We start from the raw sequence: 21,790 nt of genomic DNA, 5'->3' as shown, positions 1-21,790 counted from the left end.
GGCGCAGGGCTGGAGGTGGGCCCACTTGCGCCTGCGGGACTGCAGCGCAGCCCCGGATTCAAGGACCAGCGCCTTAGCGGATCAGGGGGGCCCGCGCCCAATCCAGTTCGTCTGCCGGCATGGGTCGCCCATACCAGTAGCCCTGGCCAAGATCACAGCCCTGCTCGAACAAAAACGCCGCCTGCTCGACGTGTTCGATGCCCTCGGCGTGCACCTGCATGCCCATGCTTTGCGCCAGGGCGATAATCACCCGGACGATGGCGGCGTCGTCGTCATCCCAGGGCAGTCCGGCGACAAACCCCTGGTCGATCTTGAGCTTCTGCACCGGCAGGCGCTTGAGCCGCAGCAGGGACGAATAGCCGGTACCGAAGTCGTCGATGGCCAGGCGCACCCCCAGTTCGCGCAGCCGGTGCATCTGCTCCAGGGCCACTTCCGGGTCGCCCATTACCGCGCTCTCCGTCACCTCCAGCTCCAGGCAGGCCGGATCCAGCCCGGTGTCATGCAGCACCTGCGCGACTTGCTGGTACAGCTCGCGCCGGGCGAACAAGCGAGTCGACACGTTCACCGCAATGAATGACAACACCACGCCGGCTTGCTGCCAGGCGCACATCTGCCCACAGGCCTGGCGCATCACCCAGGCATCGATTTCCGCGATCAGCCCGGTGCGCTCGGCAATCGGGATGAACTCACCCGGCGACACCAATCCACGCTGCGGGTGCTGCCAACGCACCAGCGCCTCGACGCCGATCAGGCGGCTGCTCTGCAGGTCGTGCACTGGCTGGTAATAGACCCGCAGCTCCTGCTGCTCCAGCGCCCGGCGCAGCTCGAAGGCGGTCTCGACCCGATGTTGGGCATGGGCCGTCAGCTCTTCGGTGTACAAGGCGTAGTCGTTACGCCCGGCGCTCTTGGCCTTGAACAAGGCCGAATCAGCGTTGCGCAGCAACTGCTCGGCGCTCAGCGCGTCGCTGGGGAACAGGCTGATGCCGACACTGGCATTGATGAACAATTGATCGGCGTCGATCACGAAGGGCTCTTTCAGGCCGTCGATGATCCGCTGCGCCAGGGCCGCCGCCTGGACCAGTTGGCCACAGCTCTCCACCAGCACGGCAAATTCGTCGCCCCCCAGGCGCGCCAGGGTCACGCCGGGGCCGAACATCTCGCGCAAACGCGAAGCCACTGCCTTGAGCAGGCGATCGCCGACGTTGTGCCCCAGGCTGTCGTTGATCATCTTGAAATGATCGAGGTCGATCATCAGCAACGCACAGCCGCGCTTGTGGATTTGCGCCGACGCCAGCGCCTGCTCGACACGATCGCTGAACAGCAGGCGATTGGGCAGGTCGGTCAGCGGGTCGTGATGCGCCAGGTGCTTGAGTTCGTGCTCGGAATCCTTGATCGCGCTGATATCGGAAAACACCGCCACGTAGTGGCTGAGCTGACCGCAGTCGTCACGGATCACCCGGATGGTTTGCCACTGGGGGAAAATCTCGCCGCTTTTGCGCCGGTTCCAGATCTCACCGCTCCACTGACCACCACGCCCGAGATCCTGAAACATCTTCTTATAAAAATCCGGCGGGTGATGACCGGACTTGAACAGGCTGGGCGTACGCCCCAGCACCTCGTCGGGCTGGTAACCGGTGATTTCCATGAAGGCGCGATTGACGTGGACAATCTTGCGCTGGCGATCGGTCACCAACACGCCTTCATGGGTGCAATCGAACACCGCCTGCGCCTGGCGCAATTGCGCGCAGTCCTCAGTGCCCCGGCCCAACGCGGCTCCCCGACCGAGAAAACCCGGCCAGCGCCCACGCACCAGGACAATCAAGCCGGCACTGAGCAGCACCCAGACGTAACCGTTGATCAGTTGCCAGCGGGCTAGATGAGCGGAATCATCGAACAAATTGTTCAATAAACAACCAGTAATCCCCAACCACACGCAGGAAATCACCAGGTAAAGCAGCGCTGCACGCAATGCATCGCGATAAAAGGCAGGCATCCGGCCGTCCATGTCCCTACAAAAGTTCGGAATTATAGAATAAAGAAACATCCCGCCACTCTTATCTGAAAGGGTGACTGGTTTTATCTGTGTCCTGAGTGATAATGCGCGAGCTATTTTTTTCTTTATCGAGGGCCATATAGCCTATGTGGTACGAAGGTTTACTCGGCTTGTCGGCCTGGCAACTGGTGGCAGTCACCCTGTTAATGACCCACATCACCATCGTGGGTGTCACGGTTTACCTGCATCGCTACTCGGCTCATCGCTCCCTTGAGCTCAATGCCGGCCTTAAACATTTCTTTCGCTTCTGGCTGTGGCTGACCACGGCGCAGAACACCCGCGAGTGGACCGCTATCCACCGCAAGCACCACGCCAAGTGCGAAACCGTCGATGACCCCCACAGCCCGGTGATCAAGGGCCTGTCCACGGTCCTGCGCAAAGGTGCCGAGCTGTACCGCGCCGAAGCCGAGAACCCCGAGACACTGCGCATCTACGGCAAGAACTGCCCCGAAGACTGGATCGAGCGCAACCTGTACAGCCGTTACCCGTTGCTGGGCGTGGCGCTCATGGGCGTGATCGACCTGCTGCTGTTCGGCACTATCGGCATCACCATCTGGGCGATCCAGATGATGTGGATCCCGTTCTGGGCCGCCGGCGTGATCAACGGCCTGGGCCATGCAATCGGCTACCGCAACTTCGAATGCCGCGACGCGGCGACCAACCTGGTGCCATGGGGCATCCTGGTCGGCGGCGAAGAGCTGCACAATAACCACCACACCTACCCCAACTCGGCCAAGCTGTCGGTGAAAAAGTGGGAGTTCGACCTCGGCTGGGCCTGGATCCAGCTCTTCAGCTTCCTGCGCCTGGCCAAGGTGCAGCGCGTTGCGCCCATCGCCCACCGCGTCGAAGGCAAGGGCAGCCTGGACATGGACACCGCCATGGCAATTCTCAACAATCGTTTCCAGATCATGGCCCAGTACCGCAAGCTGGTGATCGGCCCGCTGGTCAAGCAAGAGCTGGAAAAGGTCGACCATTCGGTACGTCACCAATTCCATCGCGCCAAGCGCCTGCTCTCGCGGGAAACCAGCCTGCTGGATGAAAAACACCACGTGCGCATCCAGACCATGCTCGAGCACAGCCAGGCATTGAAGGTCATCTACGAAAAACGCCTGGCCCTGCAGCAGATCTGGGTCAAGACCAGCTCCAACGGCCACGACATGCTGGCAGCCATCAAGGACTGGGTCCACGAAGCCGAGGCCAGCGGGATTCAATCGCTGCGCGACTTCGCCCACCAGCTCAAGACCTACTCCCTGCGTCCGGCGTAAACCAAGCCAATACCCCTGTGGGAGCCAGCTCCCACAGGGGTTACGCCAGACTCAGGTCTTGCGCAGGCGCATCAGCTCCGGCAAACCGATCTTGAGCAAGCGCGCCGTACGGCTTATCGCCAGTTCCTCAACGCCCTCGTGCTCCGTCAGGCGGGCCAACTGGGCGGCCATGTTCATCACCAGGGCTTCCCTGGAGTAAACCCCGCCACCGAGCCGATAGACCGCGGCAATCAGCTCTCGCAGCTCCAGCGGCAGCCGCCAGCGAGTGCGCAGCGCCGAACCGTAGGCCGCTGCAAACGTCACCAGCGCTTCACCCACCTCCTGCTCGTCATCCAGTTCGCCCCCGGCCTGCTTCCACTCCTGCAAACAGCGCAGCAACGCCAGGTCGCCCAGGCAGTGGAGCATACCGGCGCAGTAGCAGCGCTCCTGATCCAGATCCAGCAAACGCGCGAGCGTGCGGCCGTACTCAGCGGTGTGCAACGACAGCTCCCAGTAGCGCTCGGCGTAGTCGGCCAGGCATGGATCACTCAACTTCGCACTGCGCTTGAGAGCAAGGCCCAGCACCAGGTTCATGCTTTGCCCGGTGCCAAGACGATGCAGGGCCTGGGACAGGGTCTGCCCCCCCTCGCCCAGGTGGTGCGCAGCGCTGTTGGCTGCGGCGATCAGCACGGCGGTGATCTGCGGGTCCGTGCGCACTTCTTCTTCCAGCAGCTTCAGGTCCAGGCCATTGGGATTCAGGCTGCGCTTGACCGCCAGTTGCACATCGGTCAGCAGGGGCGCGCCGTCTGCCAACTCACGTCGACGCTCAAGGAAATTAGCCAGGGTCATGCCGGGGGCCAGCGCCGGCACCTCGCACGAAACCGTCTGTCCGGCGCTCAGCAACAGGCCCTGCAGGCGCAGCGTCAGGCCCTGCATATTCAGCGGCTTGGTCAGGTAGGCCGTAGGCGCCAGCGGGATCGCCTCGCGCACGCTGGCGCTATCATTGCGGTGACTTATCAGGACAAACGGCAACGGCGGATGACGGCGGCGCTGGCGCACAGTGCGCAGCAAACCCAGGCCATCGACCCCAGACAGCTCCCAATCGGCAATCACCAGGTCATAGGGCTGCTCAGCCAGCCGTTGCAGGGCTTGCTGACCATCGGCACACAGGTCCAGCCGTGCGTCGCAGCGCACGCTCAACAACACCTGTTTGAGCAGGTCCCGCGACCTGGGATCGGCTTCGGCAATCAGCACGCGTGGCACGGCAGGTAAATCAACAGCGCTCATCAGGACACTCCGGGACTATCCTTGCACCTTAGACAATGCCGCCGATTCGATACAGGCCAAAAGCCAGCGATGTGTAGGCAAAGATAAAAAAACCCGCCGAGGCGGGTTTTTTTGTGGACCAGGTCACACTCGGGGATCAGAGCTCGGAGAAGCACTCTTCGATGATCGCCAGGCCTTTGTCCAGTTGCTCGTCCGGCGACGTCAGCGGTACCAGCACGCGCAGCACGTTGCCGTAGGTGCCGCAGGACAGCAGGATCAGGCCCTTGTCACGCGCCTTGGCCACGACCGCAGCAACAGCAGCGGCGTTAGGCTTGTGGGTGTCGCCGTCGTCGAACAGCTCGACCGCGATCATCGCACCCAGGGCACGCACTTCACCGATCACCGGGTACTTGGCCTGGATGGCTTTGAGGCCAGTCACCAGACGCTCGCCGACTGCCTTGCAGCGGTCCAGCAGGTGCTCTTCTTCGAACACTTCCATCACGGCCAGGGCCGCGGCGCAAGCGATCGGGCTACCGGCGTAGGTGCCACCCAGGCCGCCTGGTGCGATGGCATCCATGTATTCGGCCTTGCCACACACACCGGCCAGCGGGAAGCCGCCAGCAATGGATTTGGCGAAGGTGGTCAGGTCGGCAGCAACGCCCATCTGCTCCATGGCGAAGAAGGTGCCGGTACGGCCAGCGCCGGTTTGGACTTCGTCAGCGATCAGTAGGATGCCGTGCTTGTCGCACAGCTCGCGCAGGCGGGCCATGAATGCTTTAGGCGCAACGTAGAAACCGCCTTCGCCTTGCACTGGCTCGATGATGATGGCAGCGATGTCACGCGGCTCGGCGTCGTTCTTGAAAATGCGTTCGATGCTGGCGATCGAGTCGTCGATGCTCACACCGTGCAGTTCGTTCGGGTACAGGGCGCGGAACACACCGCCTGGCATCAGGCCCATGCCGGCCGAGTAAGGCACGACCTTACCGGTCAGGCCCAGGGTCATCATGGTGCGACCGTGGTACGCACCGGTGAAGGCAATCACGCCAGCACGGCCAGTGGCGGCACGGGCGATTTTCACGGCGTTTTCCACCGCTTCGGAACCGGTGGTGACCAGCAGGGTTTTCTTGGCGAAATCGCCAGGAACCTTGGCGTTTACTTTTTCGCACACTTCAACGTACGGCTCGTACGCCAGAACCTGGAAGCAAGTGTGAGTCAGCTTGTTCAGTTGCTCAGTCACTGCCGCGATGATTTTCGGGTGGACGTGACCGGTGTTCAGCACGGCGATACCGCCGGCGAAGTCGATGAACTCGCGACCTTCAACGTCGGTCACGGTGGCGTTCTTCGCGGACTCGGCGAAGATCGGGTGAATCTGGCCAACGCCGCGTGGTACAGCGGATTCGCGGCGTTTCATCAAAGAAGCGTTGGTCTTGCTCATAGTGCCCTCATTCACCGCTCATCGGGCGGCGTGGCTCAAGGAAAATGCGGCGGGGAGGCAACTGGGCAGCATGCGATGATCGACTGCCGCAGCTTTCCCGGCCACAGAGAAAATTGCGTGTGTTGCACGCAAAGGGACAGCGCTCTCGTGCCCTTTGCGTTTCAAGCAATGCCTTGCCGGGCTTAGCCCTTCGAGCTTAGATGCCCAGGCAGAGGTATTTGATTTCCAGGTAATCTTCGATGCCGTACTTGGAGCCTTCACGGCCCAGGCCCGAGGCCTTGATGCCGCCGAATGGCGCGACTTCGTTGGAGATCAGCCCAGTGTTGACGCCGACCATACCGTATTCCAGGGCTTCAGCCACACGGAACACACGACCCAGGTCGCGAGCATAGAAGTACGAGGCCAGGCCGAACTCGGTGTCGTTGGACATCGCGATCACTTCGGCTTCGTCTTTGAAGCGGAACAGCGGCGCCAATGGACCGAAGGTTTCTTCCTTGGCCACGGCAGCGTTCTTCGGCACGTTGGTCAGGATGGTCGGCTCGAAGAAGTTGCCTTCCATGACCTTGCCACCGGCCAGGACCGTGGCGCCTTTGGCGATCGCGTCAGCAATGTGCTCCTGGACCTTGGCCACGGCTTTTCCGTCGATCAGCGGACCAGTGGTGGTGCCCTCTTCCAGACCGTTGCCGATCTTGAGCTTGGCCACGGCCACTTTCAGCTTCTCGGCGAACGCGTCGTAGACCGAATCCTGAATGTACAGGCGGTTGGCGCAGACGCAGGTCTGGCCGTTGTTGCGGTACTTGGAAATGATCGCGCCTTCGACGGCCTTATCCAGGTCTGCGTCGTCGAACACGATGAACGGTGCGTTGCCGCCCAACTCCAGGGACACTTTCTTGATGTCCTTGGCGCATTCAGCCATCAACTGACGACCGATTTCGGTCGAGCCGGTGAAGGACAGCTTGCGTACGATCGGGTTGCTGGTCAGTTCGCTGCCAATGTCGCCGGCGCTGCCGGAAACCACGCTGAACACACCGGCAGGAATGCCGGCACGCTGGGCCAGTTCAGCCAGGGCGAAAGCGGAAAATGGCGTTTGCGAAGCAGGCTTGAGCACCATGGTGCAACCGGCAGCCAGTGCCGGGCCAGCTTTACGGGTGATCATCGCGGCCGGGAAGTTCCACGGGGTAATGGCCGCGGTCACGCCGATTGGCTGCTTGATCACGATCAAGCGCTTGTCTGGCTGGTGGCCTGGAATCACGTCACCGTAGATGCGCTTGGCTTCTTCGGCGAACCATTCGATGAAGGAGGCGGCGTAGACGATTTCGCCCTTGGCTTCGGCCAATGGCTTGCCCTGTTCGAGGGTCATCAGGCGAGCCAGGTCGTCCTGGTTTTCGATAATCAGTTCAAACCAGCGACGCAGTTTGTTCGCACGGTCCTTGGCGGTCAGTGCACGCCAGGCCGGCAGCGCTTTGTCTGCAGCTTCGATCGCACGACGAGTTTCGGCAGCGCCCATTTTCGGCACGGTGCCCAGAATTTCGCCCGTTGCCGGGTTGTTGACGTTGATCGTCTGACCATTGTCGGCATCAACCCAGGCGCCATCAATGAAGGCTTGCTGGCGGAACAACAGGGTGTCTTTAAGCTGCATGTCGGCTTTCCTTAACAGCACCGCGCGCGCGCGGAGCGAATTATGATTGTAGAAAGGCGCCTTGGAGGCTGCCGTCAGGGAAATCATTCACCGGGCTGAAGCACATAAATAACGCACTGATTGAAACTCGTGCGGTTCAGCACCCAGACAAGAGCGTTTGAAATCTCAAACGAATCCTAGGATCAAAGGGGGTAAAGGACAATAGGCTGTTCGAAAAAAAGAACGAAAACCACGCTTTTGCCGAAGTTTTCTGATCAGCGTCGCGACCGCTCTCCCGACCTGTGGAAAACATCAGGCTATTCAGCAGCATGGACGCACGCTGTGCTTATGAGTATTATGGCGCCCGCATTGCACCAGTAGCTCAGCTGGATAGAGTACTGCCCTCCGAAGGCAGGGGTCGTGGGTTCGAATCCCGCCTGGTGCACCATACAAAACGAAAGGCCCGGGTGAAAACCCGGGCCTTTTGTTGTTTCAGGCATCCACTTCGTCGCCAGGGCTCGGCGCTCCGTGCCTGGAGTTGTGCACCAGTTGCTCAACGAAGAACTCCACGTGCCCGCCCGGGTGGGCCGGCAGTGGCCAGGCATCGATCTTTTGTGCCATGTCGCGAAAGGCGTTGGCGAACCTGGAGCGCGGATACGCCTCGACCACCACCTGCCGCTTGCGTACGGCCCTGGGCACTGATTCGTCGTTCGGCACTGCGCCCAGGTAGTGCAAGTGCACGTCGAGAAGTCGATCGGTGACCTTTTCCAGCTCGGCAAACAGCTTGCGCCCTTTCCGCGCATTTGCCGACTTGTTGGCCAGCACGCGAAAACGGTGAATACCGTACTGTTGATGAAGCAATTGAATCAGGTTGCAGGTACCCCGAATCGCCGCCGGCTCATCACACGCCACCACTATGACTTCCTGGGCAGCACGCAGAAAGCTCATCACCGTTTCACCGATACCGGCCGCCGTATCGATAACCAATACATCCAACTCGTCGCCAATACTGCTGAAGGCATGGACCAGCGCATGAAATTGCGCCGGCTGCAGATGGGTCATGTCCGGCGAGCCGGAACTTGCCGCGGCAATCCGAATGCCTCCTGGTCCACGCACCAGCGCATCTGCCAGTTCGCAACGCCCGGCAATGACATCCGCCAGCCGATACCTGGGCGTCAGCCCCAGCAAGGCATCGATACTGGCCAGGCCGAGGTCGGCATCCAGCAACACCACCCGCCGACCAGCCCTGGCCAAGGCCAGGGACAGGTTGACTGCCACCGTGGTCTTGCCGACGCCACCCTTGCCGCCGCTCACGGCGATAACGCGCACACGATGCACACTATTCATCTATTTTTCTCTTGCACACGCCTTGTGCACCCGTCCGTCAAAAAACAGTGCCCGACACGCGCTGGTCAAAAACCAGGCCAACGCGGCCCTGCACCCAAGATTATTAATACTTAGTCTCTATATGTTGGTAACCACCTACAGAACAGCCGAAGTGCAGGCCGCGACAAATCGACGAGCAAAAACGGCGAAACTATCGCAGTGAAGTTAATACTACGACACGACACTACCTGACCGGGGAAATTTTCCGCTTACTTCGCCAATGAGTTCAACCGAAGTACAGCGTTACAGGCCCATTGGCAACCTGCTACTCCACTCAATAGCTGATACCCTCTGGTGTGCCAGTGGCTGTTCAGGCGCCACGAAGAAGAGAATGAATTCTCATTCATCGCGCTTGTAATTCTACAGGCTACCGGCAAATCAACGTTATTTACTTAGCACCAATTATAGTTACCACTAAAGCATTAGCCTATGTTGACTTCATCCGAAGTGATGGCCACCCGGGACACCCAACTATCAGACTAATACAATGGTAATAAGATGTGCGTTGCATTATAACGTCCGCCCAAAAAGCCTTTTCCAGAGCTAGAAAGCCGAGCTGGCGAAACCATGATATTTTTTTTGCCGGCAAAGTAGAAAAAGTTCATCAGTTGAATTAGAGTCCCTAGTGAGCTTTGGAGCCGCCCTCTAAAGCCCTATCTTTTATCGGGAATTGGAGAACCGACCGCTGCAGAAGTAACAGCGGCGGAAGAGAAGGATCGCAAATGCATAAGAAAACCGCGCGCCTAACTATACTGATCGATCTTCCGACTAAAAAGAAATTAGAGGATCTCTCTCAGACTGTCGATCTAACCGTGTCGCAGATTCTCAGAAAACTAATCAAGAACCACCTGAGCGAGTTAGACCAAACGATCAGCTTTCCGCCGGAAGAGATAACCCGCGATGACGCGTTTCCGCTCAATTAGAACGAAAGTACTACATAGAGTGTGACGCAGTTCACGTTCGTACCATTTATTACACGGTAGCCACTACCGGACGCGGGGAAATTGCATGGATGAAGTTGAGTTCGATTATCGAACACAATAACGCTCGCCCCCAGGATTCTGTCTTCATCTGACGTTGACAATGGATTTTCTTATGTCTTTGAAACAGCAGTTAACTGCCTGCTATAACTTTTTAAAAGAACAGACAGTAGAGCCCATTGCCAGCACGGACACGCCGGCAACGTGCACCTTGTTTTTCTCCCTCAGCAATGGCACCCAACGGGCACGGGTGTTCCACAGCAGCGCCGACAGCTTTGACGCCGCATGGAACCATGCATTATTGAACTTCCCGCCACTGTCGACCGCCCCCCAGCAGGATCAACCGTGCGAGCGGCTCTGGCTCAGGGTCGAGCGTGCGACCCAGCTGACAACGCTGTCGTGGGCCCAATTGCAGGAGCGCCTGCAACGCCACAAACGCAATTACTTTCGCTCCGGCATCGCCTTCGACCCGGCACTGAAGACCGCCCTGACCGAACAGGAAATCAACGCCAACGCGATCCTGTATGGCGGCGCCACCGTGCCGCTGGCCCGTTTCAACCTGGGCAATTTTTCGGTGTATGTGAAAAAACGCTTTGCCGATTCCGCAGCACTGGTCGCCGCCCAACAAGCCCTCGCCGACCCGCAGACCCCGGTCTACCTGTTCCAGACCCAAGGCGTTTTTTGTGCCGAAGACGGCGTCGCCCATGCCCTCAACAGCAGCGGGCCGGATGTCGGGCGACGCAAGACCTCGGTGCTGGACGCAGGCGAGGTCCGCGACAAAGTCGTCAGCGCCTCGGACTTTCTCGCGCGCCAGGTCAAGGACAGCGGCGAATTTGTCTACGGCCAGTTCCCCTGTTTTGACCGCACCATCCAGAACTACAACACCCTGCGCCACGCCAGCACGACCTACTCGATGATCGAAGCCTGGGCGCTGACCCGAGACGACGCCCTCCTGGCATCGATACAACGTGCCCTCGACCACCTCACCCTTACCCTGATCAGACCCTATACCTTGCCCGACGGCAGCGCCGCCGCGTTCCTGGTGGACGTCGGCGACGAGATCAAACTGGGCGGCAATGCGGTCTGCCTGCTGGCGCTGGTGAAATACAGCGAAGTCACCGGCAATCGCGACTATCTGCCGCTGCTGGCGGCGCTAGCCAATGGCATTGCCTGGATGCAGGATCCGCTGACCGGCGGCTTCAACCACGTCCTGCATGCCCACGACCTGAGCGTCAAAGCGCCGTTCCGGATTATCTACTACGACGGCGAAGCCGCCTTCGGGCTGATGCGCCTCTATGGCTTGAGTGGCGACGAACGTTGGCTGCAAGTGGTCGAGAAAGCCTTCGACTATTTCATCGCCAAGGAACACTGGCGCGAGCACGATCACTGGCTGAGCTACTGCGTCAATGAGCTGAGCCACTATCGGCCGGAGGAAAAATACTTCCGCTTCGGCCTGAACAACTTCATCGATTACCTGGGCTTTGTGCAGCAGCGCATCACCACCTTCCCCACCCTGCTGGAGTTGATGATGGCCGCGCAGCAGATGCTGCAGCGCATCGAGCAACTGCCGGCGCTGCGCCATCTGCTCAACGAAGTCGACCTGCCAGCCTTCTATCGTGCCTTGCACCACCGCGCCGGGCACTTGCTCAACGGCTACTTCTGGCCGGAAATAGCGATGTTCTTCGGGAATCCGGCGCGGATCGTCGGCTCGTTCTTCATCCGTCATCACGCCTTCCGCGTGCGCATCGACGATGTCGAGCACTACCTCTCGGGGCTGATTGCCTATCACCGCTACCTGCTCGATGGCGCACCGCAGGTCCGCGCTGCACGTCCGGACACGCAGCAAGGGGGTGCGGGCTGGCAGTGGGATGCTGCCAATGTGCTGCAAGCCACCGGTGGAACCTGGGCGGTCGCCCCCCCGGCGGATTGGTCAGCCAGCGGGCTGGCCCCGTCCATGGCCTACTTCAAGGCGCAACGGATGTTGAGCCGCCACCCGAGCAAGGTTGGCGCCAACGAAGCCCGGCTCGCACACTTGTGGGCCAAGGCCGATCCGCAGCGGCGCCCTTCAGCCCTGGTCTGCGTCGACCCCACACCTTACCTCGGTAGCGGCCTACCGGTGCTGCAGGTCCCGGACACCGCAGATGCCATGCTGCAGCTGGGGCGTTACGCCCGGCAAGCCTTCGCTGGCCAGGTGTTCGGGGTCACCGGCAGCGCCGGCAAAACCACAGTGGTGGCCATGCTCACCCATGCCTTGGCGCAACTGGGCAGCGTGGCGCAGACCGAGGGCAACGCCAACCTGCCCCACGGGATTGCCTGGAACCTGGCCTGCATGACTGATCCGGCGCGGTTCTGGGTCCTGGAAATGGCCGTCGGCAGGATGCCCATCAACTCCGAGCTGGTGCGCCCCCATGTCGCGGTCGTCACCAGCCTGGCCCCAGCACACCTGGAGTACCACGGCACCCTGGAGAACCTCGCGCGCAAGAAAAGCGCGATCTTCCGCTCCATGGCACCCGGCGGGCATGCGGTGCTGAACCATGACATGCCGTACTTCCAGGTGTTCGCCAATGCCGCCCAGCGCGCGCAATTGACGGTGCTCAGTTACGGCGAGCACGAACAAGCCGATCTGCGACTGCTGGACTGCTGCACGACCCCTTCCCACCTGCAGGTCAATGCCAGCCTGCGCGGCACGCCTGTGCACTTCAAGTTGCGCGCCCGCGGCCACCACATGGTGCTCAACGCCCTGTCCGTGCTGGCTTCACTGGTAGGTGCCGGCCTGCCCACGGCCCAAGCCCTGGCCGCGCTGGAGACATTCGCCGCGGTGGATGGCCGCGGCAATACGCTGACCATCCCGTGCGGCGACGGCGACTACCAACTGATCAACGACGCCTACAACGCCAACCCGGGCTCGATGGGAGCGTCGCTGAAAATGCTCGCCGAACTGCCCGGCCAGGCCGATCAGCGCGTCGCCGTACTGGGGGATATGCTCGAACTGGGCCCCGACACTCAGCGTTATCACCTGGAACTGGCCGAATCCCTGCTGGCCGCGGCCCCACGCCAGACCCTGCTCTGCGGACCCTTGATGCACGGTTTGTATGCGCAACTGCGCGATCAGTTGAACATCGAGTGGTTCGAAGACGTCAAGGCCCTGCAGCAGCAACTGCCCCAACACGCCGCACGCTGGTTCCACCCCGGTGATTGGGTACTGGTGAAGAGTTCGGGCGGGACCGGGCTGTCCCAGGTGGTCGATGCACTGATGGCCATCGAGCCCGCCGTCGCGGCGATCTGACACCCTCCGTGGCTAGCACTCGCTGACCCCAGCGAGTCGTGCCTTTAAGGTTGCGCGCACTGCGCCGCCGTCTTCAGCCCGATGTCGTTGCGCAACTGATGAAACGCCGGTGCAGTCGCCGGCGCTTCGATCAATTGCGCCTGCAGCCCGGCATCGCGCAGGGCTTGGTAGAACTGTTCCTGCAACACAAAGGGGGCAACCTGGTCGTTGCGATTGCCCAACACAAACAATCGCCGGTCGGGCACCTGGGCAATACCAGCGACATGCTGCAGTGGATCGTACGGATGCAGCAGGCCATTGGTGTCGCGCCCCTCGCGGGACGGCAGGCCTTTGCTGCGACGAATCATCTGCGCCCGTTCGAGCAAGGCGAAAGCGCCCGACGTCATGACCGCGCACTGCACATCGTTGCGCCCCAACGTCAGCAAGGCCGCCACCACCGTCGCCCCGCCGCTGTGCCCGAGCAACACAAAACGGCCGATGCCGTAGCGCTGGCGCAACTGGTCGAGTGCCGCGTCCAGCGCCTGGAACTCGGCGGGCTGGCGCCGCTGGCCATGGTTGCCACTGGAACCGTAGGTCCCCGGACGCGCAACAATCACCACCGGCACCCCGGCCCGCCGGCTCAGGGCAGCCGCCTGTCGGTCCTTGGCGCGCAGGGTATTGCCGGCGATGGTGGCGGGCGCGCGGTGCATTTCGATATTGCGATCACCGTGAAACATCACGATCACCACCGGCGCGTGCGCAAGCGGCACGGCACTGAAGTAGCGGATGCAGGCCTGGCCGTTGGCGTACTCGACCCACAGGGCCGAGTCCTGATCGGTGCAAGCGGCCGGGTCTGCCGGGGTATTCCACGGCAGCGGCAGGTCCTCTGCGCCCCTGGCCCACAGGGGCGCACTGGCCACCAGGGCCACGCACGCCAGCCACCTCGCAACGCTCACCGAGCGCATGCCTAGCGCTCGCGCAAGGCTTCGCGCGCCCGGTTCATCGGCTTGATCAGGTAATCGAGCACGGTTTTCTGGCCGGTCTTGATATCCGCTGCCGCGATCATCCCCGGCACAATGGAAAACGCCTTGCCCGCCTTGTTATGCAACTCATTGTCATTGGTGCGGATGAACACGCGGTAGTAGAACACCTCGGGTTTGACTTCATCCTGGATGGTGTCCGGGGAAATGGTCACCACCTTGCCATCCATGCTGCCGTAGATGGAGTAGTCATAGGCCGTGATCTTGACCTTGGCATCCTGGTCGGGATGGATGAAGGCAATGTCCCGCGGGGAAATACGCGCCTCGATCAACAGTTGGTCGTCCATCGGCACGATCTGCATCAAGCGGCCATTGGGCGGAATGATCCCGCCGATGGTGGTGACCTCGATGTCCTTGACGATCCCCCGCACCGGTGAGCGCAACGTCAGCCGCGTGACCGAGTCGGAACGGCCCTTGAGCACCGAGGACAGGGTCTGCACATCGGAGTTGGCCTTGGCCAGTTCTTCGCCGGCGCGCACCATGTATTCGGAGCGCGATTGCGTGAGCTTCAGCTCCAACTCGGACTTCTGCCGCTTCAGGCGCAGGACTTCGACGTTACTCGCGGCGCCGACCCGGGCCAGATTCTCGGTAATTTGCAGCTCGCTGCGCACCAGCCCCAGGGAGGCCCGCACCCCCGCCTGCGACTCTTCCAGCCCCTTGCGCCGGGTCTGATACAAGTCGGTTTCGGCACTCATCAGCGCCGGGTAGGCCTTGAGCTCCTGCGGGAAAACCAGCGCGGTGCCGTTCACTTCTGCCTGCAACCGCGCAACGCTGGCCAGGGAAGCACGGTACTTGGCGGCACTCTCGCCGAAGTTGGACTCGGTCTTGGTCGGGTCCAGCTTGGCGAGGATTTCCCCCTGCTTGACGATATCCCCCTCGGCCACGTTGAGTTCGGCGACGATGCCGCCCTCCAGCGACTGGATGACCTGCTCACGCGAGGTCGGGATCACCTTGCCGGTGCCGGTCGACACTTCATCGATTTCAAACAGGTAGGCCCACACCCCGAACGACAGCAGCATCAGCGCCACACACCAAACGACACGCGTCGAGCGCACGAGCGTGACGTCATCCAGGCTGTCGTCGGCGGCCGAGTCGCCACCCTGGGTATTCGCGGAGCCTGCCAGTGGCACCCGCGTCGAGTCCGAGGAACGATTGTTGTTTTCCATCTGAGCTATCCTTTCGCGCAGTCGGTGGCTGGGAGCAGCCGGCTCACTGCGCCGGGTTCCGGGGTTTGGAAAGGCGGGCAATGGCATTGTCCTTGGTGTCATCGATGACCACCGCGCCGTTGTCGACGACGATGATCCGATCCACCAGGCTCAAGACACTCATGCGGTGCGTGGCGATGATCAGTGTGCGCTGCGCGCCCCACTGGCCCAGGCTCTGGATCAGCTTGCGTTCGCTGGCGTCGTCGAGGGCCGCGGTGGGTTCGTCCAGCAGCACAATCTGCGGCTGGCGGATGATCAACCGCGACAGCAGCAGCGCCTGGCGCTGGCCACCGGACAGGCCAAGCCCACCTTCCAGAATCATGTGGTCCATGCCCAGTGCGAACTTGCTGATGAACTCCAGCGCACCGGTCAACGCCAGCGCTTCGAGCAGGTCCTGGTCGCTCGCGTGCGCCGCCCCCAGCATCAGGTTTTCCCGCAGGGTGCCGTGGAACAGCCGGGAGTTCTGGGTCAGCAAGCCGACATCGCGGCGCACATCGGCCGGATCGATATGGCTCAGGCCGACGCCATCGAGCGTCAGCGAACCCGAGCTGAGGTCGATCATCCCGGCCATGGCCTGCAGCAACGTCGACTTGCCCGCGCCGTTGCGCCCAAGCACCGCGATGCGCTCACCCGGGGCAATCTTCAAGTCCTTGACCGTCAGGGCCGGCATCGGCGCATCTTCGGCGTACTTGAACACCGCCTGCTTGAACTCATAGTCGCCGCGCACCAGCGGCAAGTGCACACGCTTGCTGCCTTCGGCCTGGTCGACCGGCATCTGCATGATCCGGTGCAAGCCCTGCAGGGCCACTTTGGCCTGTTGCCAGCGCGTCAGCACCAGGGTGATCTGCGACATCGGCGCCATCATGCGCGAAGCCAGGATCGACGCGGCCACCAGGCTACCGGTGGTCATGTCGCCCGCCATCACCATCGGCGCACCGAACACCACCACCACCGCAAAGACCCCGCCCTGCACGCTCTGCGTCCAGGTCACCAGCCCGCTGGTCAGCGTGCGCGAACGCAGGCTGGCCTCGGCGGCGGTCGCGTTGTAGTGGTTCCATTGCTGCTGGAAACGCTGTTCAGCCTGCAGCATCTTGATGTCGTCCAGGCCTTGCACGGTCTCCACCAGCATGGCGCTGCGCAGCGAACTTTCGCGCATCGACTGGTTGGCCAGCCTGGCCAGTTTTCGTTGCGACAACAGCCCCGGAATGATCAGGAACAGCACCGCGCCCAGCGGCACGGCCACCAGCGGCCCGGCAATAAACCAGTAGATCACCACGAACATCAGGAAAAACGGCAGGTCGGCCAAGGCGCTGGCGGTGCTTGAGGTGATCAGCTCACGCAGTTGCTCAAGTTCGCGCAACTGGGAAATGAACGAGCCGGTGGATTTTGGCCGGGCGCTGTTGCGCAGGCGAATGGCATGGCCGAAGACCAGGTCCGAGACGCGCATGTCGGCACGCTTACCGAGCAGATCGGTGATCCGCACACGCATCACCCGCAGGACAAAATCGAACAACAACGCCAGCATCACCCCGCCGAACAACACGTACAGGGTCGGCATCGACTCGGCCGGAATCACCCGGTCGTACACCTGCATGGAAAACAGCACCCCGGCCAGGCCGAGGATGTTCGCCGCCAGCGACGCCAACATGACATGGCCGTAGGGGCGCATGTCGCGCAGGACAATGTTTCTGAACCAGCTTTTCTCGTAGGGCTTGATGTAGTCGTCGACCCGCGAGTCCCGGGCCGCTTGCACGGGTCGCAGAATCAGCGCCTTGCGTGCCGACGCCAGCAGCTCGGCACGGCTGATACGGCTTTGCAGGCCTTGGTCACCGCTGTAGACAATGCCCAGCTCATCGTTGTCGCTGAGGGTCTGCAGCACACCGATTTGCCCATCGTCGAACTGCAGCACCAAGGGCAGGCGCCGCTGGACCAACAGCGCGGGGCTGAAATCGACGACCTTCAGGCTCAACCCGGCCTGGCGCGCCATCTGCCGCAGCACCTCGTCGACCCCGGCGTCCTTGCTCCACTGGGCGGCAATGCGCACATTCTGCGCCGAGCAATCCAGGCGATTGTGCCGGGCGACGGCGAGGATCGCTTCCAGCCAGTCTTCGTAATTGAGCGCGCTGGCCGCCTCCAGGGTCTGGGGTTCGGTGGCGCCCTGGGTATCCAGGTTCACGGCGTCGTTCATGGTCGAATCTCCACACCTTGGATGGTGCTGCTGTCCAGATTGAACGCCGTGCGCAAGGCGCTGCTGTTGTACAGGCAATCGATTTCCAGGCGGTGCAGATCAGCGGCGGTGTTGGCCCGATCCATGGCAGCCTGGTGGATTTCCTGCTCGGCGTTCAACAGATCGAGCAGTGGCCGCGTGCCCAACTCAAGGTATTGCTGGCGATACAAATCGCGGGTTTCAGAAATGCTGCGTTCACGAAAATCCAGGGTGGTCAGGCGCTGTTCGAGGCTGGAGGTTTGATCCCGCGCCTCGAGCAGACCCTGGCGTACCGCCAGCCGCGCGGCGTCGTTGGCCGCCTCGGCCGCCCGCAACGCTTGAGCCGCTGCCGATTTGCGGGCATTGATCGCGCCGCCCTGGTACAGCGGCATCTCGACGTTGAGGAAGATCCCGTAGCGCGTGCGGTCGCGTCCGCCCACGCTGCCGTCTTCATCGTTGCTGTCCAGGTACTGGGTGGCCGACGGATCCAGCGACACCGTCGGCATCGCTTCGGCGCGGGCCTGGGCGATCTGGGCCTGGGCATCGACCTGCTGGGCCTGGGCGATCAATAACGAGGGGGTCAGCACTTCGTCGGCATTGATGCCTTGGCAGGACTGGCGCAGCGTGCTCGGCACCTCAGTCGTGACACTGACCGGTGCGCGTGCGCCGAGCAAACTGCCCAGGCTGCTGCGCCAGCGGTTGTACAGCGCGGTGTATTGCAACTGCGTGGCAACGGCAGCCTCGACCCGCGAGCGCGCCTGGATCAGGTCGGAACGGGTGCTGGCGCCCATGTCGCTGCGCTTTTGCGCCAGGTCGGCAATGGCCGTCAGGCCCTTGACCTGCGCGCGGGAGATGTTGAGCAACGCTTGGTAGCGCTGCAGTTCGATCACCGCAAAGGCGGTATCGCGCGCCACCTGGTCGATGGCCAGCAACACCGAAGCCTGCTTGCCATTGACCCGGGCCACGGCGCTGTCCACCGCACTGTCTACCTTGCCGAAGTCATACAACATCTGCGAAGCCGACAAGGTGAAGGCCTGGCTTTGGCCGTTGCCGGTCAGGCCGCTGTCGTACCCGGAATTGAACCCGCCACGAATCTGCGGGTAATAACCGGCACGGGCCACGGTGACATTGTCGTGTTGCTGGTACAGCTGGCCGATCGACTCAGCGATCGCGGGATGCCAGGCGACGGCCAGTTGAATGGCGCGCGGCATTTCGAGGTTGTCGGGGACTGCATGACTGGGGGCAGCCGGCTGGCTGGCACCGAACGAATCACCCGGTAAATTCTGGCCCACATCTTTGGGGCTAATGGTGTTGATACTGTTGGGTTCGTAGTCGCGTGTCAGCGCTACGGCCCGCTCTATCGTCAATGGCTGTACGGCGACTGCCAACAACGCCACAAACAGGAACTCGAACCGATCCTTAGGTCTCAAGTAATGCTCCACATCAGCTTGTGATGAAAAAGATAGACGCTTATTTGCCCTGCTGCCGACTCAATTTCAGCGACCTGCACGGCTCACTCGAATTCGTGGTGTAACGCCAGGGCGGCGCAAGCGCGCGCCGCCTGGATCGTTACGGTTGATAGATGGAGGATCAAAGGAGAACGCCGGGCCCCAAGGCCCGACGCTCCCCGCCAGCAACGGGGTTAAACCACGTTGACCCCGCTTTGCACCCAGAGTTGATGGGTTTCATCTTCCTGGCTGGTGTACACCACGTACTCCTGCCCGTTCTCCAGTTGCGTGCTACCCACCGACCAGTTGCCCGTCAGATGGACGCTGTCCTGCTCGTCGCCCTGGATAAACAATCTATCCGTCTCGGGCGATGTCACAGCCACCAGGTCTTCCAGGCTTACGGTCAGGTCGACCGCACTGAAGTCGTTCAGGTCGATGCTCTCGATATCGCTGACTTTACCGACCAGCAAGCTCAAGTTAATCGTTGCATCGCCACCGTCCCAGACCAGGGTGTCGAAACCATCCCCGCCATCCACCGCTGCAAACTCGGTGTCATGGATCGCGATATGGTCAGCACCGTCGGCACCTTCGGTGATCGTGGCCGATGACGGTTCCTGCTCGAACGACGCTGCGGCGAAGCCTGGGGCTTCGGTAGCAGGATTGCCCGGGTTGGCATCGTCCCAGACCAGATCAAGATCCGGCGAGTCAAGGCGTACGTACAGCGTAGCGGTGTCCTCCTGGCCACCTGGGGTGGTGAGTTTGTAGGTGAAGCTGTCCACTTTGCCGAGATCAGCCACCGCCAGACCCGGGGTCGGCGTGTAGCTGTAGTCACCGTCTGCGTGCAGCGTCAGCGTGCCGTATTGCCCTTGCACCACTGCTCCGGTTTGACCCGGAATGACGTAGACCCCGTTGATCAACACACTCAGTACCGTCAACGTCGACGGAATACTGTCTGCCACGGAGTGATCGCTGAGCAGCAGGACATTGCCCGTTGCGGCGGTCGCGGCCCCCGTGACGAACTCCGTCAGGTGAGTGGTGGTCAGCGTTTGAGCCACGGTTATCGTGCCAAGTGTTATCAGGGCACCCGTCGTTGACGTCACTCGATACTGACCTTCACCTAGCGTGAAGGTGTGCGTCGGGTCAGTCGTACTCTCACCCGGCACTGCATTCCAGGCGCTACCGTCCCATTTCTCCAGGACAATGGTCGTCGCCGGAAGCACACCGAGACCCTCGAAGCTGCGACTGACAAAAAGCTCTGCCGTCGTACCGGCCTCGACCTCGAAGGGCTCCCCTGTACCCGTCTCGGTACCGAAGAGTGCCGGTGGCGAGTAGCTGATAGCCGTCAGGTCGTCAGTCACTACCAGGTTGTCACGATCAATCATCGTCGTTGCGATGTCATCGGTGGCAACCAGCGCCACAGTACCCGGTGCCGACGGATCTACCGCACTCCAGGTAACCCCCGAATCGGCGCTGTCGATGCGCACGTACAGGTTGGCCGAAGCCGACCCGCCCGCCGGTGTCGCCAGTTGATACGCGAAGGTATCGACCTTGCCGATGTTCGCCGCATCGCCATTTGGCGTGTAGCTGTAATCGCCATTGGCAAAGATCGTCAGTACACCGTACAGCCCGACTATTTCGGTGCCGAGCACAGGATCGACAGTGACCCCGTTGACTTCCTCGACCGTCGCATCCGCGGCAGTACCAGGAGCGTCCGGCAGACCCGATACACCCTCATCGGTAATCACATTGCCGGTGATGTCAGGCCCTTCTACGACAAAGTCGGTCAGACTCTCGTGCGTCACACTGACAACTGCTGTCGCGCTGGAGAGAACTGCGACCAGGTTAGGGTCCAGGCTCAGCGTTACGCGATATTCACCTGCTGCCAGCCCTTCGACTTTCGCCGTGGTGGTGGTGCCCATCAACCCAAGCAGATCGAGCAGACCGGAACCGTTGCTACCTTGCGTCACCGTGGTCCAACCGCCAGCACCATCACTGACTTCAAGCTTGGCGGTAACCCCACCACCGATCAGGGAAACCAAGTCACCCTGGCTGAACGTCAGGTTCAACGTGCCTTCGGTGTTTTCAGCAACCGTGAAGCTGCGCACCGCTGGAGGCGAACCAATTGCGATACCCGCTATATCCAGAAGCCTTGAGACCTGCATGTCCTGAAGATTGGTCTCGGTGGTAACTGGTGTGAGGGTCAGATTGGCCGTGGCCAGGTCGTCGTAGGCGGCTAGGTCGGCATCCGCGTCGGCATCCGCATCCGCATCCGCATCAGCGTCGGCGTCGGCGTCGGCGTCGGCGTCGGCGTCGGCGTCAGCATCGGCATCCGCATCCGCATCCGCATCCGCATCCGCATCCGCATCCGCGTCGGCATCCGCATCAGCGTCCGCATCGGCGTCGGCGTCGGCGTCGGCGTCAGCATCGGCATCGGCATCCGCATCCGCATCAGCATCCGCATCGGCATCGGCATCCGCATCCGCATCCGCATCAGCATCAGCATCAGCATCCGCGTCGGCATCGGCATCGGCGTCCGCATCGGCGTCGGCGTCGGCGTCGGCATCAGCGTCGGCGTCTGCGTCAGCGTAGGCGGGAGCATAAGCATCGGCGGCGGGGGGGGGGTGGGCAGGGGGGGGGGGGGGGG

The 21,790-nt window shown here is 61.7% G+C and carries 13 protein-coding genes and 1 tRNA gene; 4 read left to right on the top strand and 10 right to left on the bottom strand.

Going from position 1 to position 21,790, the window contains the following annotated elements; translation table 11 throughout:
- Positions 1–73: 73 nt before the first annotated feature.
- Complete coding sequence (gene dibA, locus AACY45_RS07295) at positions 74–1,993, bottom strand: phosphodiesterase DibA (protein ID WP_339544824.1); 1,920 nt, start codon at positions 1,991–1,993, stop codon at positions 74–76.
- 146 nt (positions 1,994–2,139) lie between these two features.
- On the opposite strand from dibA, the gene desA reads away from it, so the two are divergent.
- Positions 2,140–3,318, top strand: coding sequence for a delta-9 fatty acid desaturase DesA (gene desA, locus AACY45_RS07290; RefSeq protein ID WP_339544823.1), 1,179 nt, complete (start codon positions 2,140–2,142; stop codon positions 3,316–3,318).
- Between the two features lie 51 nt (positions 3,319–3,369).
- On the opposite strand, the gene AACY45_RS07285 is transcribed toward desA, so the two are convergent.
- The 3 genes from AACY45_RS07285 to gabD all read right to left on the bottom strand — a co-directional run bounded on the left by AACY45_RS07285 (position 3,370) and on the right by gabD (position 7,637).
- Entirely contained in the window at positions 3,370–4,584 is a 1,215-nt protein-coding gene (locus AACY45_RS07285) for an HDOD domain-containing protein (RefSeq protein ID WP_339544822.1), read from the bottom strand.
- 136 nt (positions 4,585–4,720) lie between these two features.
- Positions 4,721–5,998, bottom strand: coding sequence for a 4-aminobutyrate--2-oxoglutarate transaminase (gabT, locus tag AACY45_RS07280; RefSeq protein ID WP_159993082.1), 1,278 nt, complete (start codon positions 5,996–5,998; stop codon positions 4,721–4,723).
- A gap of 196 nt (positions 5,999–6,194) precedes the next feature.
- Positions 6,195–7,637 carry an NADP-dependent succinate-semialdehyde dehydrogenase gene (gabD, locus tag AACY45_RS07275; protein ID WP_095170691.1) on the bottom strand — a complete coding sequence of 481 codons (1,443 nt, stop codon included), beginning with the start codon at positions 7,635–7,637 and terminating at the stop codon, positions 6,195–6,197.
- Between the two features lie 350 nt (positions 7,638–7,987).
- On the opposite strand from gabD, the gene AACY45_RS07270 reads away from it, so the two are divergent.
- Positions 7,988–8,064, top strand: a tRNA-Arg gene (locus AACY45_RS07270).
- 44 nt (positions 8,065–8,108) lie between these two features.
- Here the strand turns inward: AACY45_RS07270 and AACY45_RS07265 are convergent.
- On the bottom strand, positions 8,109–8,963 hold the full coding sequence (locus tag AACY45_RS07265; protein WP_339544821.1) for a P-loop NTPase: 855 nt from the start codon (positions 8,961–8,963) through the stop codon (positions 8,109–8,111).
- A 761-nt stretch (positions 8,964–9,724) separates the two neighbouring features.
- Here AACY45_RS07265 and AACY45_RS07260 point away from each other — a divergent pair.
- Together AACY45_RS07260 and AACY45_RS07255 are read left to right on the top strand one after the other, a co-directional pair.
- Positions 9,725–9,925, top strand: a complete 201-nt coding sequence (locus tag AACY45_RS07260) for a hypothetical protein (RefSeq protein WP_339544820.1) — start codon at positions 9,725–9,727, stop codon at positions 9,923–9,925.
- A 172-nt stretch (positions 9,926–10,097) separates the two neighbouring features.
- Positions 10,098–13,268, top strand: coding sequence for a Mur ligase family protein (locus AACY45_RS07255; RefSeq protein ID WP_339544819.1), 3,171 nt, complete (start codon positions 10,098–10,100; stop codon positions 13,266–13,268).
- Between the two features lie 44 nt (positions 13,269–13,312).
- Here AACY45_RS07255 and AACY45_RS07250 read toward each other — a convergent pair whose 3' ends face one another.
- From AACY45_RS07250 to AACY45_RS07230, 5 genes are all read right to left on the bottom strand, one after another.
- Positions 13,313–14,176 (bottom strand): alpha/beta hydrolase family protein, encoded by an 864-nt coding sequence (locus AACY45_RS07250; RefSeq protein WP_445261171.1) that lies wholly within the window; start codon positions 14,174–14,176, stop codon positions 13,313–13,315.
- Positions 14,177–14,214: 38 nt separating this feature from the next.
- Positions 14,215–15,453, bottom strand: a complete 1,239-nt coding sequence (locus tag AACY45_RS07245; protein WP_445261170.1) for an HlyD family type I secretion periplasmic adaptor subunit — start codon at positions 15,451–15,453, stop codon at positions 14,215–14,217.
- 43 nt (positions 15,454–15,496) lie between these two features.
- The gene (locus AACY45_RS07240) at positions 15,497–17,680 is read right to left on the bottom strand and encodes a type I secretion system permease/ATPase (RefSeq protein WP_339544817.1); all 2,184 of its coding nucleotides are present in this window, start codon (positions 17,678–17,680) and stop codon (positions 15,497–15,499) included.
- A complete protein-coding gene (locus AACY45_RS07235; RefSeq protein ID WP_339544987.1) occupies positions 17,677–19,095 on the bottom strand; it encodes a TolC family outer membrane protein in 1,419 nt (472 codons plus the stop codon). The genes AACY45_RS07240 and AACY45_RS07235 overlap by 4 nt, the downstream gene beginning before the upstream one ends.
- Positions 19,096–19,340: 245 nt before the next feature.
- The coding region (locus AACY45_RS07230; RefSeq protein ID WP_339544816.1) for a BapA/Bap/LapF family large adhesin at positions 19,341–21,790 on the bottom strand (2,450 nt) is incomplete at its 5' end.

This window comes from Pseudomonas sp. RA_35y_Pfl2_P32 (assembly GCF_963970735.1).
Classification (GTDB): domain Bacteria; phylum Pseudomonadota; class Gammaproteobacteria; order Pseudomonadales; family Pseudomonadaceae; genus Aquipseudomonas.
This window is presented reverse-complemented; position numbering and strand designations above follow the sequence as displayed.

Excerpts from the sequence above, each read along its gene's own strand:
- dibA (WP_339544824.1), bottom strand. The coding sequence starts at position 1,993 with ATGCCTGCCTTTTATCGCGATGCATTGCGTGCAGCGCTGCTTTACCTG.
- desA (WP_339544823.1), top strand. The coding sequence starts at position 2,140 with ATGTGGTACGAAGGTTTACTCGGCTTGTCGGCCTGGCAACTGGTGGCA.
- AACY45_RS07285 (WP_339544822.1), bottom strand. The coding sequence starts at position 4,584 with ATGAGCGCTGTTGATTTACCTGCCGTGCCACGCGTGCTGATTGCCGAA.
- gabT (WP_159993082.1), bottom strand. The coding sequence starts at position 5,998 with ATGAGCAAGACCAACGCTTCTTTGATGAAACGCCGCGAATCCGCTGTA.
- gabD (WP_095170691.1), bottom strand. The coding sequence starts at position 7,637 with ATGCAGCTTAAAGACACCCTGTTGTTCCGCCAGCAAGCCTTCATTGAT.
- AACY45_RS07265 (WP_339544821.1), bottom strand. The coding sequence starts at position 8,963 with ATGAATAGTGTGCATCGTGTGCGCGTTATCGCCGTGAGCGGCGGCAAG.
- AACY45_RS07260 (WP_339544820.1), top strand. The coding sequence starts at position 9,725 with ATGCATAAGAAAACCGCGCGCCTAACTATACTGATCGATCTTCCGACT.
- AACY45_RS07255 (WP_339544819.1), top strand. The coding sequence starts at position 10,098 with ATGTCTTTGAAACAGCAGTTAACTGCCTGCTATAACTTTTTAAAAGAA.
- AACY45_RS07245 (WP_445261170.1), bottom strand. The coding sequence starts at position 15,453 with ATGGAAAACAACAATCGTTCCTCGGACTCGACGCGGGTGCCACTGGCA.
- AACY45_RS07240 (WP_339544817.1), bottom strand. The coding sequence starts at position 17,680 with ATGAACGACGCCGTGAACCTGGATACCCAGGGCGCCACCGAACCCCAG.